16 protein-coding genes are annotated in these 14,372 nt (G+C 71.1%); 11 read left to right on the top strand and 5 right to left on the bottom strand.

The window, feature by feature from the left end; all coding sequences use genetic code 11:
* Positions 1-5: 5 nt before the first annotated feature.
* On the top strand, positions 6-551 hold the full coding sequence (locus ACH4D5_RS35210; protein WP_398311023.1) for an arginine repressor: 546 nt from the start codon (positions 6-8) through the stop codon (positions 549-551).
* 17 nt (positions 552-568) lie between these two features.
* On the opposite strand, the gene ACH4D5_RS35205 is transcribed toward ACH4D5_RS35210, so the two are convergent.
* Both ACH4D5_RS35205 and ACH4D5_RS35200 read right to left on the bottom strand, forming a co-directional pair.
* The gene (locus tag ACH4D5_RS35205) at positions 569-1,540 is read right to left on the bottom strand and encodes a bile acid:sodium symporter family protein (protein WP_398311020.1); all 972 of its coding nucleotides are present in this window, start codon (positions 1,538-1,540) and stop codon (positions 569-571) included.
* Positions 1,541-1,613: 73 nt separating this feature from the next.
* A complete protein-coding gene (locus ACH4D5_RS35200; RefSeq protein WP_398311017.1) occupies positions 1,614-2,201 on the bottom strand; it encodes a pyridoxamine 5'-phosphate oxidase family protein in 588 nt (195 codons plus the stop codon).
* A gap of 150 nt (positions 2,202-2,351) precedes the next feature.
* On the opposite strand from ACH4D5_RS35200, the gene ACH4D5_RS35195 reads away from it, so the two are divergent.
* From ACH4D5_RS35195 to ACH4D5_RS35175, 5 genes are all read left to right on the top strand, one after another.
* A complete protein-coding gene (locus ACH4D5_RS35195) occupies positions 2,352-3,545 on the top strand; it encodes an argininosuccinate synthase (protein ID WP_398311014.1) in 1,194 nt (397 codons plus the stop codon).
* A 45-nt stretch (positions 3,546-3,590) separates the two neighbouring features.
* A complete protein-coding gene (gene argH / locus ACH4D5_RS35190) occupies positions 3,591-5,021 on the top strand; it encodes an argininosuccinate lyase (protein ID WP_398311011.1) in 1,431 nt (476 codons plus the stop codon).
* 94 nt (positions 5,022-5,115) lie between these two features.
* On the top strand, positions 5,116-6,090 hold the full coding sequence (locus ACH4D5_RS35185) for an aldo/keto reductase (RefSeq protein ID WP_398311008.1): 975 nt from the start codon (positions 5,116-5,118) through the stop codon (positions 6,088-6,090).
* Positions 6,091-6,142: 52 nt separating this feature from the next.
* Positions 6,143-6,694 (top strand): TetR/AcrR family transcriptional regulator, encoded by a 552-nt coding sequence (locus ACH4D5_RS35180; RefSeq protein ID WP_398311005.1) that lies wholly within the window; start codon positions 6,143-6,145, stop codon positions 6,692-6,694.
* Complete coding sequence (locus tag ACH4D5_RS35175) at positions 6,691-8,238, top strand: MFS transporter (protein WP_398311002.1); 1,548 nt, start codon at positions 6,691-6,693, stop codon at positions 8,236-8,238. The genes ACH4D5_RS35180 and ACH4D5_RS35175 overlap by 4 nt, the downstream gene beginning before the upstream one ends.
* Before the next feature lie 191 nt (positions 8,239-8,429).
* Here the strand turns inward: ACH4D5_RS35175 and ACH4D5_RS35170 are convergent, their stop codons facing one another.
* Positions 8,430-9,050 (bottom strand): 1-acyl-sn-glycerol-3-phosphate acyltransferase, encoded by a 621-nt coding sequence (locus ACH4D5_RS35170; RefSeq protein ID WP_223828252.1) that lies wholly within the window; start codon positions 9,048-9,050, stop codon positions 8,430-8,432.
* A 435-nt stretch (positions 9,051-9,485) separates the two neighbouring features.
* Here ACH4D5_RS35170 and ACH4D5_RS35165 point away from each other — a divergent pair, with 435 nt between their 5' ends.
* From ACH4D5_RS35165 to ACH4D5_RS35150, 4 genes are all read left to right on the top strand, one after another.
* Positions 9,486-10,667, top strand: coding sequence for a glycerophosphodiester phosphodiesterase (locus ACH4D5_RS35165; RefSeq protein ID WP_398310999.1), 1,182 nt, complete (start codon positions 9,486-9,488; stop codon positions 10,665-10,667).
* 74 nt (positions 10,668-10,741) lie between these two features.
* Positions 10,742-11,269: an RNA polymerase sigma factor gene (locus ACH4D5_RS35160; RefSeq protein ID WP_398310996.1), complete on the top strand. Its 528-nt coding sequence runs from the start codon at positions 10,742-10,744 to the stop codon at positions 11,267-11,269.
* 37 nt (positions 11,270-11,306) lie between these two features.
* Entirely contained in the window at positions 11,307-11,834 is a 528-nt protein-coding gene (locus ACH4D5_RS35155; RefSeq protein ID WP_398310993.1) for a GNAT family N-acetyltransferase, read from the top strand.
* A gap of 73 nt (positions 11,835-11,907) precedes the next feature.
* Entirely contained in the window at positions 11,908-12,675 is a 768-nt protein-coding gene (locus tag ACH4D5_RS35150) for a hypothetical protein (RefSeq protein WP_398310990.1), read from the top strand.
* Between the two features lie 82 nt (positions 12,676-12,757).
* Here ACH4D5_RS35150 and ACH4D5_RS35145 read toward each other — a convergent pair whose 3' ends face one another.
* Both ACH4D5_RS35145 and ACH4D5_RS35140 read right to left on the bottom strand, forming a co-directional pair.
* Positions 12,758-13,210, bottom strand: coding sequence for a hypothetical protein (locus ACH4D5_RS35145; protein ID WP_398310987.1), 453 nt, complete (start codon positions 13,208-13,210; stop codon positions 12,758-12,760).
* On the bottom strand, positions 13,191-13,550 hold the full coding sequence (locus ACH4D5_RS35140) for a hypothetical protein (RefSeq protein ID WP_398310984.1): 360 nt from the start codon (positions 13,548-13,550) through the stop codon (positions 13,191-13,193). Before ACH4D5_RS35140 ends, ACH4D5_RS35145 begins: the two co-directional genes overlap by 20 nt.
* 113 nt (positions 13,551-13,663) lie before the next feature.
* On the opposite strand from ACH4D5_RS35140, the gene ACH4D5_RS35135 reads away from it, so the two are divergent.
* A complete protein-coding gene (locus tag ACH4D5_RS35135; RefSeq protein WP_398310981.1) occupies positions 13,664-14,311 on the top strand; it encodes an HAD family hydrolase in 648 nt (215 codons plus the stop codon).
* Positions 14,312-14,372 lie beyond the last annotated feature (61 nt).

Here is a 14,372-nt window from a genome sequence, read left to right as displayed (position 1 = left end):
CGACGATGAGCCAGGCGCAAGGCAACGAGCACGGCGACCACGCGGGTCCCGCCGTGCCGCAGACCCGCACCGCACGCCACCGCCGGATCGTGGACATCCTCAACCGGCAGCCGGTGCGCTCCCAGAGCCAGCTGGCGAAGCTGCTCGCCGACGACGGTCTGAGCGTCACCCAGGCGACGCTCTCCCGGGACCTGGACGAACTGAACGCGGTCAAGATCCGCAACGCCGAGGGCGACCTGATCTACGCGGTGCCGAGCGAGGGCGGTTTCCGCACCCCGCGCGCACCGCTGGGCGAGTCGGCCAAGGAGGAGCGGATGCGACGCCTCTCCGCGGAACTCCTGATCTCCGCGGAGGCCTCGGCCAACCTCGTCGTCCTGCGCACACCACCGGGCGCCGCCCAGTTCCTGGCATCGGCCATCGACCAGGCCGAACTGCACGACATCCTCGGCACGATCGCGGGCGACGACACGCTGATGCTGATCAGCAGGGAGCCGGCGGGGGGCCAGGCGCTGGCGGACCACTTGCTGCGGCTGGCGTCGAACGAGCACTGAGGGGTCGGCCGCGCGGCTCAGCTGCGGGGGCGGCGCGCCATCCACGCCGCCACCAGCGCTCCCGACACGTTGTGCCACACGGAGAACACCGCCGCGGGCAGCGCCGCCAGCGGGCTGAAGTGGGCCGTGGCCAGGGACGCTGCGAGGCCCGAGTTCTGCATGCCGACCTCGAAGGCCATCGCCCGCGAGGCGGGCGGCCCGAGCCGGGCCAGTTTGCCCGCGCCGTAACCGAGCGCGAGACCGAGGCCGTTGTGCAGGAACACCGCGAGGAACACCAGGACGGCGGCCGACTTGATGGCCGCGGCGCTGCCCGCGACGACGATCGCCACGATGGCGGCGATGGTCAGCGCCGACAGCCAGGGCAGCGCGCCGAGGACCCGGTCGACGTACCGCCCGAAGAGCAGCCGCACGACCAGCCCCGCGAGCACGGGCAGCAGCACCGTCTTGAGGATGTCCGTCACCATCGAACCCGCGTCGACGGGCAGGTACTCGCCCGCGAGCAGCAGCGTCAGCGGCGGTGTGATCAGCGGCGCGAGGACGGTCGAGACGGTGGCGACGGAGACGGACAGCGCCACGTCGCCGCGCGCCAGGTAGGTCACCACGTTCGACGCCGTGCCGCTCGGCGCGCATCCCACCAGGATCACGCCGGCCGCCAACTGCGGTGACAGGCCGAGCGCGTGGGCGATCAGCCAGCCGAGCCCCGGCATGATGACGTAGTGGGCGATCAGGCCGAGTGCGACCGCCCAAGGGCGCTTCACCACGCCCTGGAAGTCGAGCGGGGTCATCGTCAGCCCCATGCAGAACATCACCACACCCAGCAGGTACGGGACGTTCGTTCCCCAGCCTTCGAAGGCGTCCGGCAGGGCGAGGCCGAGCGCGCCCGCGGCCAGGACGAGGACGGGAAAGACGGTGACGGCGCGGCGGGCGGCCCGGTCGGCCGTGCCCGTCCCGCCGACGGTGGAGCCGGTGTTCGTCTGTTCGGTCTGCACGGCGCGATGCAACGCCCCGGCCGTACGCGCGTGCAACCCCGTCTCGATATGTGGTCGCTACACGAGCTTCGGCTCAGGCAACGCTGGGCGGCAGGGGCAACGGCAGCCCCGGCAGCCCGTCGATGCTCTGCGCGATGTAGTCCTTCTTGGTGAAGTACGCGCTGAGGGAGGCGTCGTCCTCGCGCGCGAAGCGCTTGGCGTGCAGATCGCGATCCTCGTCGTACGACATGAAGGGCACCGCGTAGCCGCAGGTGTCGCGGACCAGGTCGGCCTTCACGACGATGATCGCGCGCAGACCGTGCGGAGTGGGGTCGATGTCGGGGAAGTGGCCGAGCAGGTCGGGGAAGCGCGGGTCGTCACGGAAGACGGGCTCGCCCCTGCCGTGCACGCGCACGATGTTGGGCGGTCCCTGAAAGGCGCACCACATGAGCGTGATGCGGCCGTTCTCCCTGAGGTGCGCGACGGTTTCGGCGTTGCTCCCCGCGAAGTCCAGGTAGGCGACGGTGAGTTCGTCGATGACCGCGAAGGAGCCCTTGAGGCCCTTGGGGGAGAGGTTGATCGTGCCGTCGTCGGCAAGGGGAGCGGTCGCCGTGAAGAACATCGGCTGCTCCTCGATGAAGGTGCGCAGCCTGCCGTCTATGCGTTCGTGAGTCTTTCCCATGCGGGGATTATCGGCCACAAGTACTTCGTCTGTCTAACGAAATTTCCGCCCTAGGCTCTCACTCGCCCTCGCCGCATCGGATTGACGAAACATACGGAGCACTGCATACTCATGCATAACAACGCATGAACGCACCGCAAGGAGGGCCCCGTGACCGAGCGCGTCGTACTCGCCTATTCGGGCGGTCTTGACACGTCCGTCGCCATCGGCTGGATCGCCGAGGAGACGGGGGCCGAGGTCATCGCCGTCGCCGTCGACGTCGGCCAGGGCGGCGAGGACCTGGACGTCATCCGCAAGCGCGCGCTCGCCTGCGGTGCCGTGGAGGCCGAGGTCGCCGACGCCAAGGACGAGTTCGCCGAGGAGTACTGCCTCCCGGCGATCAAGGCCAACGCCCTCTACATGGACCGCTATCCGCTGGTCTCCGCCCTCTCGCGGCCCACGATCGTCAAGCACCTGGTGGCCGCCGCCGAGAAGCACGGCGCCGGCACGGTCGCCCACGGCTGCACCGGCAAGGGCAACGACCAGGTGCGCTTCGAGGCCGGCATCGTCGCCCTCGCCCCCGGCCTCAAGTGCATCGCCCCCGTCCGCGACTACGCGATGACCCGGGACAAGGCGATCGCCTTCTGCGAGGAGAAGCAGCTCCCGATCGCGACGTCCAAGAAGTCGCCGTACTCCATCGACCAGAACGTCTTCGGACGGGCCGTCGAGACGGGCTTCCTGGAGGACATCTGGAACGCGCCGATCGAGGACATCTACGAATACACCGCGAATCCGGCCGAGCCGCGCGAGGCCGACGAGGTCGTCATCTCCTTCGAGGCCGGTGTGCCGGTCGCCGTCGACGGCGAGCCCGTCACCGTCCTCCAGGCGATCCAGCGGCTCAACGAGCGCGCGGGCGCCCAGGGCATCGGCCGGATCGACATGGTCGAGGACCGCCTCGTCGGCATCAAGTCCCGCGAGGTGTACGAGGCGCCGGGCGCCCTCGCGCTCATCACCGCCCACCAGGAGCTGGAGAACGTCACCGTCGAGCGCGAACTGGCCCGCTACAAGCGGCAGGTCGAGCAGCGCTGGGGCGAACTGGTCTACGACGGCCTGTGGTTCTCGCCGCTCAAGCGGGCCCTCGACGGCTTCATCGAAGAGGCGAACCAGTACGTGACCGGCGACATCCGGATGACCCTGCACGGCGGCCGCGCCGTCGTCACCGGGCGCAGGTCCAGCGAGTCGCTCTACGATTTCCACCTCGCCACCTACGATTCGGGCGACACGTTCGACCAGTCCAAGGCGCAGGGCTTCATCGAGATCTTCGGTCTCTCGTCGAAGATCGCCGCCAAGCGGGACCTCGCGTAAGCGCGCGGCCCGCCGTACCAGCAACAGCCTTGAGGAGTACGTGCAGTGAGCAGCAACAACGGCGGTGACGTCCGGCTCTGGGGCGGACGGTTCGCCGACGGGCCCGCGGAGGCCCTGGCGAAGCTGTCGGCATCGGTCCACTTCGACTGGCGCCTGGCGCCGTACGACATCGCGGGATCCCGCGCCCACGCGCGCGTGCTCCACACGGCGGGCCTGCTCACCGACGACGAGCTGGCCGGGATGCTGGACGGGCTCGACCGTCTGGAGGCCGACGTGGCCGACGGATCGTTCGTCGGCACCATCGCCGACGAGGACGTCCACACCGCCCTGGAGCGCGGCCTCCTCGAACGGCTCGGCCCCGACCTCGGCGGGAAGCTGCGGGCCGGCCGGTCCCGCAACGACCAGGTGGCGACGCTCTTCCGGATGTACCTGCGCGACCACGCCCGGATCATCGGCGGCCTGCTCGCCGACCTCCAGGGCGCGCTCGTCGGTCTCGCCGAGGCGCACCCCGACGTCGCCATGCCGGGGCGCACACACCTGCAGCACGCCCAGCCGGTGCTCTTCGCGCACCACGTCCTCGCGCACGTCCAGGCGCTGTCCCGGGACGCGGAGCGGCTGCGGCAGTGGGACTCGCGGACGGCCGTGTCGCCGTACGGCTCGGGCGCGCTGGCCGGGTCCTCGCTCGGCCTCGACCCGGAGGCGGTCGCGCGGGACCTCGGCTTCGAGCACGGCTCGTCCGCCAACTCCATCGACGGGACGGCCTCGCGCGACTTCGTCGCGGAGTTCGCCTTCATCACCGCGATGATCGGCGTGAACCTCTCCCGGATCGCCGAGGAGGTCATCATCTGGAACACGAAGGAGTTCTCCTTCGTCACCCTCCACGACGCCTTCTCGACCGGCTCGTCGATCATGCCGCAGAAGAAGAACCCGGACATCGCCGAGCTGGCGCGGGGCAAGTCGGGCCGCCTCATCGGCAATCTGACGGGCCTGCTCGCCACGCTCAAGGCCCTCCCGCTCGCGTACAACCGCGACCTCCAGGAGGACAAGGAGCCGGTCTTCGACTCCTGCGACCAGCTGGAGATCCTGCTGCCCGCCTTCACCGGCATGATGGCGACGCTCACCGTCCACCGCGAGCGCATGGAGGAGCTGGCCCCGGCCGGCTTCTCGCTCGCCACCGACATCGCCGAGTGGCTGGTCAAGCAGGGCGTGCCGTTCCGTGTCGCGCACGAGGTCGCGGGCGAGTGCGTGAAGGTCGCCGAGGCCGAGGGCAAGGAGCTCGACGACCTCACCGACGACCAGTTCGCCGCCATCTCCGAACACCTCACCCCCGAGGTGCGCACCGTCCTGAACGTGCCGGGTGCGCTGGCCTCCCGCAGCGGCCGCGGCGGCACCGCGCCCTCGGCCGTCGCCGACCAGCTCGCCGACGTCAAGGCGGACCTGTCGGTGCAGAAGGAGTGGGTGAACGCCCGCAGGTGACGCGGGGGCGCCGCCGGCCACCGGGGGCGTCGCGAGCTTCCAGGGGCGTCGCGGGTTACGTTGACGGGGCACCCCCTACAACGAGGAGCCCGCGATGCCCTTCGCCCGGCTGGCCGAAGCCACGTCCCCGACCGCGCACATAGGGCTCGGTCTCGCCGCCGTCGGCAGGCCCGGCTACATCACGCTCGGCCGCGACACCGACCTGCCGCCGTCCCGCAGCGTCGAGGCCCTGCGCGAACGCACCTTCGAACTCCTCGACGCGGCCTATGCCTCGGGTGTCCGCTACGTCGACGTGGCGCGGTCGTACGGCCGCTCCGAGGAGTTCCTCGCCGACTGGCTGCACGCCAGGCCCGACATCCGCGACGTCGTCATCGGCAGCAAGTGGGGCTACACCTACACGGCCGACTGGCGCACCGAGGTCGAGGGCCCGCACGAGGTCAAGGACCACAGCCCGGCGGCGTATGCCCGTCAGCGCGCCGAGACCGCCGCCCTGCTCGGCGACCGGCTCGACCTCTACCAGGTCCACTCCGTGACGCCCGAGAGCCCGGCGCTCACCGACAAGGAACTCCACGCCCGGCTCGCCGAGCTCGCGGCCGAGGGTGTCACCGTCGGCCTCTCCGTGAGCGGCCCGGGACAGGCGGCCGCGATCCGCGCAGCCCTCGCCGTGACCGTCGACGGGGAGCCGCTCTTTCGCACCGTCCAGGCGACGTACAACATCCTGGAGACCTCCGCGGGGCCCGCGCTCGCCGAGGCGCACGACGCGGGGCTCACCGTGATCGTCAAGGAGGGCCTGGCCAACGGCCGGCTCGCCGGACCGTACGCCCCGCCCGCGCTGCGCGAGGTCGCCGAGGAGACGGGGCTCGGCTGCGACGCGGTGGCGCTGGCCGTCCTGCTGGCCGAGCCCTGGACCGGCGTGGTCCTGTCCGGCGCGGCCACCTCGGTCCAGCTCGTCTCCAACCTGCACGCCGCCGCCGTCGACCTGGACGCCGGGCAGGTGGAGCGGCTCGTGGGGCTCACCCAGGACCCCGCCGCGTACTGGGAGGGCCGCGCGCGGCTGCCCTGGAACTGAGGCCCACCCGGCCGCTGAGACGTCTTTGTCTCAGTAGGCTTATGGTTGTCTCATGTCAGTCGATCGCGATCAGGTCCTGCGCACCGCCGCGGCCCTGCTCACCCGCAAGGCAACCGCCACCATGGACGAGGTCGCCCGCGCCGCGGGCATCAGCAGGGCGACCCTCCACCGCCACTTCGCCGGCCGCGACGCGCTCGTCCTCGCCCTGGAAGAGCTGGGCCTCCAGGAGTGCGAGGCCGCCCTCGGGCGCGCCGGGCTCGGCGAGGGCGGCGCGGGCGACGCCCTGCGGCGCCTGGTGAAGGAGCTCGAGCCGGCCGCCGGGCTGCTCGCCTTCCTCTACACCGAGAACCAGCTCTTCGAGGGCGACGCGCAGCACGAGGGCTGGTCCCGCATCGACGAGCGGCTCGCCGCGCTCTTCCGGCGCGGCCAGGAGAGCGGCGAGTTCCGCATCGACCTGACCCCCGCCTGGCTGACCGAGGCGCTCTACGGCCTCATCGGCTCCGGCGCCTGGGCCGTCCAGGACGGCCGGGTGGCCGCCAACGACGTCTCGTACATGATCGCCGAGCTGCTGATCGGCGGCGTACAGCGGAGAGTGGACTCATGACCAGCATTCACCGGCCGACAGCGGCACCGGAGGCGGAGCGCAGCCCCGGCCGCTGGCTCGCGCTCGCCGTGCTCGCGCTGGCCGTGCTCCTGGTCGCCGTCGACGCGACCGTGCTCGGCCTGGCGACGCCGTACATCAGCGAGGACCTCAAACCCTCCGGCACCCAACTGCTGTGGATCGGAGACGTCTACTCCTTCGTGATCGCGGGCCTGCTCGTCTCCATGGGCAGCCTCGGCGACCGCATCGGCCGCAAGAAGCTGCTGCTCACCGGAGCCGTCGCCTTCGGCGCGGTGTCGGTCCTCAACTCGTACGCCACCAGCCCCGAGCTGATGATCCTGGCCCGCGCGCTGCTCGGTGTCGCGGGCGCGACACTGATGCCGTCGACGCTGGCGCTGATCCGGAACATCTTCCACGACCCGCGCGAGCGCAGCCTCGCGGTCGGCATCTGGGGCGCCATGGCCTCCGCGGGCGCGGCCGTCGGGCCCGTCGTCGGCGGCTTCCTGCTCGAACACTTCTGGTGGGGCTCGGTCTTCCTCATCAACCTGCCGGTGATGGCCGTGCTCGTCCTCGTCGGCATCAAGTTCCTGCCCGAGTCCAAGAACCCGGCGCCAGGACCCTGGGACCTGATCAGTGTCGCGCTCTCGCTCATCGGCATGATCGCGGTGGTGTACGCCATCAAGGAGGCGGCCGCGCACGGGCTGCGCTGGGACGCCGTGACGGCCGCCGTCATCGGTGTCGCCGCGCTCGTCTGGTTCGTACGCCGCCAACTCACGCTCCCCGCGCCGCTCCTGGACATGCGGCTCTTCCGCAACCGCGGGTTCTCCGGTGCGGTCCTCGCCGACCTGCTGACCGTCCTCGGCCTGTCCGGCCTGGTCTTCTTCCTCTCCCAGTTCCTGCAACTGGTCCAGGGCAGGCGCCCGTTCGAGGCGGGCCTCGCCGAACTGCCCGCCGCGGTGGGCGCGGTGGGGGCGGGCCTCATCGCGGGCATGGTGGCCCGGCGGTTCTCGGTGCGGATCGTGGTCGCGGGCGGCCTCGCCGCGGTCGGTCTCTCGCTCGCCGCGCTGACGGCGCTGAGCCAGCACACCGGCTATCCGCTGCTCGGCGCGTCGCTCCTGGTCGTCGGTATCGGCGCGGGCTTCTCCTTCACCGTCACCGCCGACGTCATCCTCTCCAGCGTCCCCAAGGAACAGGCGGGCGCGGCCTCCGCGGTCTCCGAGACGGCGTACGAACTGGGCGCGGCCCTCGGCATCGCCCTGCTGGGCTCCATCGTCACCGGTGTCTACCGCGACTTCACGGCCCCACCGGGCACGCCGCCCGACGTGGCGTCCGCCTCGCACGAATCGCTCGGCGGCGCGGTGGAGTCGGTGGCGGATCTTCCGTCCGCGCAGGCGGACGTGCTTCTCTCGGCGGCCCAGACGGCCTTCGTCGACGGGCTTCGCCTCGCGGCGGGCGTCGGGGCGGGGGTTCTCCTCGTGACCGCGGCGGTCGCCTGGTTCCTCCTGAAGGACCAGAAACTGGAGGACGGCCCGGGCCCCGAACACTGACCGCTACGCGGGGCGGGTTCGTCGGCCGCGGGCCGGTGGGGGCTGGGCGCGCAGTTCCCCGCGCCCCTAGGGGGGTGCCGTCCGTCGCCGCCTGCTGCGGGCTTTTAAGGGGCGCGGGGAACTGCGCGACCAGCCACACACAACCCGCACCCGACAAACAAGCGCAAGTAATCCGCTCAAGCCCCGCAGGCCTACGCGGCCTTCGCCTTCGTGGCGTACATGTCCACGTACTCCTGCCCCGACAGCAGCATGACCTCCGTCATCACGGAGTCCGTCACCGCGCGCAGCACATAGCGGTCGCGGTCCATCCCGTCGTACCGGGAGAACTCCATCGCCTCGCCGAAGCGGACCGTCACCTTGCCGGGCCGCGGCAGCCCCTTGCCGCCGGGCTGGAGCTTGTCCGTGCCGATCATCGCGAAGGGGACGACGGGCGCGCCGGTCATCAGGGTGAGGCGGGCGATGCCCGTACGGCCCCGGTAGAGCCGGCCGTCGGGGGAGCGCGTCCCCTCGGGGTAGATGCCGAAGACCTTGCCGTCGTCGAGGATGCGCCGGCCGGTCATCAGCGCGGCGACACCGCCGCGCCCGCCGTCCCGGTCGACCGGGATCATGCCGACGCCGGTGAAGAACCACGCCATGAGGCGGCCCTTGAGGCCCTTGCCGGTGACGTACTCGTCCTTGCCGATGAAGAACACCGGCCGGTTGGTCACGAGCGGCAGGATCATCGAGTCGATGAACGTCAGGTGGTTTCCGGCCAGGATGACGGGCCCGGTCCCCGGGATGTTCTCGGCGCCTTCTACCCGTGGGCGGAACATCAGGCGCAAGATCGGTCCGAGCACTGCCTTGATGAGCGCTAGACGGGACAACAGGCCCTCCGGTGTCAACGGGTCGACGACGAGTAAGTGCAGGTGAGTACGGTACTCGCGGGCCACCGCCCTTTGCACATCGGGTTCATGGCCCCGATACGCAGTGTTGACCTGATTCCGTGCGGTGTCGCCCGGGGCCGTCGCCCGTGGGACGACCGTATCCCCGCGGGGTCGCTGTGGCCCGAATCAGTGGTTCTTGTCACGCACACCGTTCGCTCCGCGTGGTGGCCGCTCGGCACGCACCACCACCCCCATGGTGCGCCCACTCGCCACGCCACGTCACCCCGCCGTTCCTTCAGGGGTCTCCCACAGGTCACTTGTGGCCACCTACGATCAGTCCCGCTTTGTCAGGTGCAAGGCAGCGGTACATCGGGAGGAGCGCCAATGGCGACGCAGGAGTCGGGGCAGCAGCAGTCGGGGACCAGCCGGGGGCGTCGAGCGGTACTGGGGGCGGCGATCCTCGGTGCGGGCACCGCCGCCGTGGGGCTGCCCGGCGTGGCGAGAGCGGACGAACGGCACGGCGGCGGGCACGGCAGACATGGCGGATACAAGTCGCTGCCCGTGCCGACGGTCGTGGCCCACCGGGGCGCCAGCGGCTATCGGCCGGAACACACGCTCGGCTCGTACCAGCTCGCCCTCGACATGGGCGCGCACGTCATCGAGCAGGACGTCGTGCCCACCAAGGACGGCTATCTCGTCTGCCGTCACGAGAACGACATCACGGCGACGACGGACGTCTCGGCCCACCCCGAGTTCGCCTCCCGCAAGACCACCAAGTCCGTCGACGGCACCAGCCTCACCGGCTGGTTCACCGAGGACTTCACGCTCGCCGAGCTGAAGACGCTGCGCGCCAAGGAGCGCATCCCCGGCACCCGCCAGCGCAACACCCTCTACGACGGCCGCTGGGACGTCCCCACCCTCGAAGAGGTCTTCCGCTGGGCCGAGAAGGAGGGCCGCAAGCGCGGGAAGCCCATCTGGCTGCACATCGAGACCAAGCACCCCACGTACTTCCGCAAGCTGGGCCTCGGCCTCGAAGAGCCGCTCGCCAAGCTCCTGCGCCGCTACGGCAGGCACAAGAAGAACTCGCCCACCTTCCTGCAGTCCTTCGAGCCCAGCAGCATCCAGCGCCTGGCCAAACTGGTCTCGGCGCCGCGCGTCGTGCTCCTGTCCAGCGCGAACTCCCGCCCCTGGGACTTCGTCGAGGCGGGCGACCCGCGCACCGTCGCCGACCTGATCAAGCCCGAAGGGCTGCGGTGGATGGCGCGCTTCGCGCAGGGCATCGGCCCGACCCTCGACCTGATCATCCCGAGGAAGGCCGACGGCAGCCTCGGCACCCCGACCACGCTCGTCGACGACGCGCACGCGGCCGACCTGATCCTCCACCCGTACACGATGCGCAACGAGAACACCTTCCTGCCCGCGAACTTCAGGAAGGGCACCGACCCGGCCGCCTACGGAGACGCCTTCGGCGCCTTCAAGACCTACTTCGCGACGGGCATCGACGGCATCTTCTCCGACAACCCGGACACCGCCCTGCTCGCCGCCGCGGACTTCGTCAACCGGTGAGGTCGCGGCCCCGGTTGGGGTGAGACACGGCCGCTCCGGAAACCCGGCGCCGGAGCGGCCGCGTCCCGCCGTGCATGACGTACGACCTCATCCCCACGCTCATCCCCACACTGCGCCCGCTGCTCGCCGCCGAGGCGTCCGCGGAGGCGCTCGGCTCGGGCACCGACCCCGGCGACCTCGAACAGGCCGTCTGGCTGCGCCTGTTGGAGCGCCTGGAGTCCGACGGGCCGCCCGCCGACCCGGCGCTGTGGCTGCGCGGCGCCGTCCAGGCCGAGGCGCGCCGCACCCGGCGTACGAGCCGACAGGAAGCGGCGTACGCGACCGAGCCCGCCGACGACGCCGAGCGCGGCCCCGAGCAGCGCGCCCTGACCGCCGACCGGGACCGCGCACTGCACGCCGCGGTGCGCAGACTGCCCGGCCGCTGCCCCCGTCTCATGGCCGCACTTCTGTCCCCCGAAGACCTCACCTACCGAGAAATCGCAGGGGAGTTGGGAATGTCACAGGGGAGTCTGGGGCCAGAACGTTCCCGTTGCCTGGGATGCCTGCGCAGAATGCTGGCGGCGGAGGTTGCGGCTCCAGCCCTGCGGGGAATGGAGCGTTAGACAACCGGTGGAGCAGGTGAGCGGGAGGCATGCACACATGGGCATGAGCGTGACCATCTCGGAGGCGGCGGCCGACGACCAGGACGCCGCCGAACAGATCCTCAAACTGCAGTACCTCTGCTACCAGAGCGAGGCCGAGCTCTACGGCGACTACTCGATCGAACCCCTGACCCAGTCCCTCGACTCCGTCAGAGCGGAGCTGGCCGCGGGCACCGTCCTGGTGGCCCGGCTCGGCACCGAGGTGGTGGCCTCCGTGCGCGGCACGGTCGACGCCGACGGCACCGCGCGCATCGGCAAGCTCATCGTCCACCCGAGGATGCAGCGGCACGGCCTCGGCGGCCGGCTCCTCGACGCCATAGAGCTCCGCCTCGGTGCGGACGGCACCGCGAAATCCTTCCAGCTCTTCACCGGCCACCGCAGCGAACAGAACCTCCAGCTGTACCGCAAGCACGGCTACGCCCCGGTCAAGACCCAGCGCGTCGACGACCGGCTCACGGTCGTGACCCTCGCCAAGGACTCGGACACGAGCGGCGAAGGCGTGTCCCACGTCACATTGACGGCCTGATCGGCCGGAGCGTTGACTCACCCAGCTGTGAACATCACGTGGCGATGTTCTGAACTATGGGTGGGGACTTCAGATGCGTACTTTTCAGGAGCGGTGCACGCGGTACTCGGCTGCCCTGGTGTTACCGGTGCTGCTTGGCGCGGTCGCGTGCGGTGGCGGCTCCGGTGACGCCGAGGACCGGGCCGACGCGAAGAAGGGGGCCCGGGCCTCGCAGGGGGTGAAGGCCGGAGGGGCGGCCGACCGGGATCGGCCGGCCGCCCTGAAGGCCATGGCCCTCACCGACGCCGACGTGGGTGCGCGGCACCGGATCCGGGCCCTGAACAACGGGGTGGCCGCCGCCTACGGAAAAGCGGAATCCAGTGCCACCCCGGCCCGGTGCCGCCCACTGGACCAGATGCTGTCGTACAGCTCCAGCCCACAGCCGAAGGCCTTCCACCCCTACTCCGTCATCGAGAAGGGCTCCACGTACACCGAGCCGAAGGGCACCGAGCTCGTCGTCGGGCTCGCCGCGCACGACACGGCCGGCGCCAAGAAGGTGATGGCCGGGCTCCGCGAAGCGGTGGCGAAGTGCGGCAGCGGCTTCGAGAGCGCCAAGGGGACGTACGGCGACGTCGAGGACTGGCCCGCCCAAGGTCTCGGTGACGACGCCGTCGCGTACGTCCTCCAGGGCGGCGTCAACGGCGAGTCGGCGAGCGCTCGGTACACCGTGATCCGCAGCGGCTCGACCGTCGTCACCTTCCAGGCCACCAACCTCGAAGCGCCCTGGGAGCTCACCGGGCCCGATCTCGACCTGATCGACGCCCAGCTGGACCGGGTGACGAAGGCGCAAGCCGGGGCCTGACGCGCGGGGGCCGGGCTCTCGGCTCCGGAGGCGCTCAGCTCCGGAGGCCCTCAGCTCCGGAGGGGCTCGGCCCCGGGCGTGCTCAGCGCCCCGCCCTGCGCGCCTTCATCAGCCAGAAGATCGCCGTCACCGGCAGGATCACCGGGATGAAGAGGTAGCCCATCCCGAAGTCCGACCACACTGTGGCGTCCGGGAAGGCGGACGGCTCCACCAGCGTCCACGTGCCCACCCCGAGCACGCCGACCAGCTCGGCGGCGCAGCACACGAGCGCCGCCGTGCGGGCCGTGCTCCCGCCGCGCACCAGCGAGTACGTGATGAAGCCGTAGACGAGGCCCGCGAGCGCGGAGAGCGAGTACGCGAGCGGGGCCTTGTCGAAGTCCGTGGAGATCTGCACGGCCGAGCGCGACACGGCGCCGACGACCATCACGCCGTACAGCCACACCAGCAGGATGCCCGGCCCGGCGATCAGCTTCTGACGGCCGTCACGGGGCTCGCTCTCCTCGGTCACCGTCACCTCAGCCTCCCCAGATGTCATAGAGCCGCACTTCGAGCACCGCGAGCACCACGCCGCCCGCGGCGACCGTCACGGAGCCCCAGCGGCTGCGCTCGGCCAGCGACATGAAGCCCGCCGCGGGGACGCACGCGAAAGCGCCGATGAGATAGGCCACGAAGATCACCGTGCCCTGTTCCGCCTGCTCGCCGCGGGCGAGCTGGACGATGCCGGCGACCAGCTGGACGGCGGCCAGCAGGGTCACCACGCCCATGCCGATGAAGTGCCAGTCCTTGGTCGGCTGGTCGCGGTACGCGGCGAAACCGCACCAGGCGGCGAGGGCGAGCGCGGCCACCGAGGTCGCGATCGTCAGGGCAACAAGCATGCCCGTGACTTTATTACGGGTCCTCCGGCCCGCCGCGTCCGGCCCTGGGACCCCCGCGTCCGGCCCTCGGCCCCCTGCACCGCCCGTGGGAGCGCCCCGTACGCTCGATGCTCATGAAGATCCATGCTGACGCGCTCCTGTTCGACAACGACGGCACTCTCGTCTCCTCCCTGGAGTCGGTGTACCGCTGCTGGACGCGGTGGGCGCGGGAGTACGGGATCACCGCGGAGGAGTTCGGCCGGGTCGAGCTGCACGGGCGCCCCGCCGCCGACATCGCCGCCGACCTGCTGCCGCCGGAGAAGGTCGCCGAGGCCGTCGCCCGCATCGACGAGCTGGAGGTCTCCGACGTCGCGGGCGGTGTCGTCCTGCTGCCCGGTACGCGTGAGCTCCTGGACTCCCTGCCGATGGACCGCTGGGCCGTGGTGACCTCCGCGACCCGTGTCCTCGCCGAGGCCAGGCTCGCCGAGGTCGGCATCCGCCCCGGCCTCCTCATAGCCGCCGACGACATCACGCACGGCAAGCCCGACCCGGAGCCCTTCCTCCTCGCGGCCGAGAAGCTCGGCGCCGACCCCGCGCGCTGCGTCGTCTTCGAGGACGCGCCCGCCGGACTCCAGGCGGGCCGCGCCGCGGGCATGACCACCGTGGCGTTGGCCACAACGCACGACGCCTCCGAGCTCTCCGCCGACGTCGTCGTCAAGGACCTCTCCGCCGTGTCCGCGCAGGCCACGGCGGGCGGCGTGGAGATCGTGACCGCCGACTGACCCGCCGGCGTCGCGCGTCCGTCGTCGTCCCACCGCTGTCCGTAATGCGGACAGCGGTGGC

The sequence above is a fragment of the Streptomyces sp. NPDC018029 genome, from assembly GCF_044327655.1.
Classification (GTDB): domain Bacteria; phylum Actinomycetota; class Actinomycetes; order Streptomycetales; family Streptomycetaceae; genus Streptomyces.
Note: the sequence above shows the minus strand (reverse complement) of the source record. Positions and strands in the feature narration are given on the sequence as shown.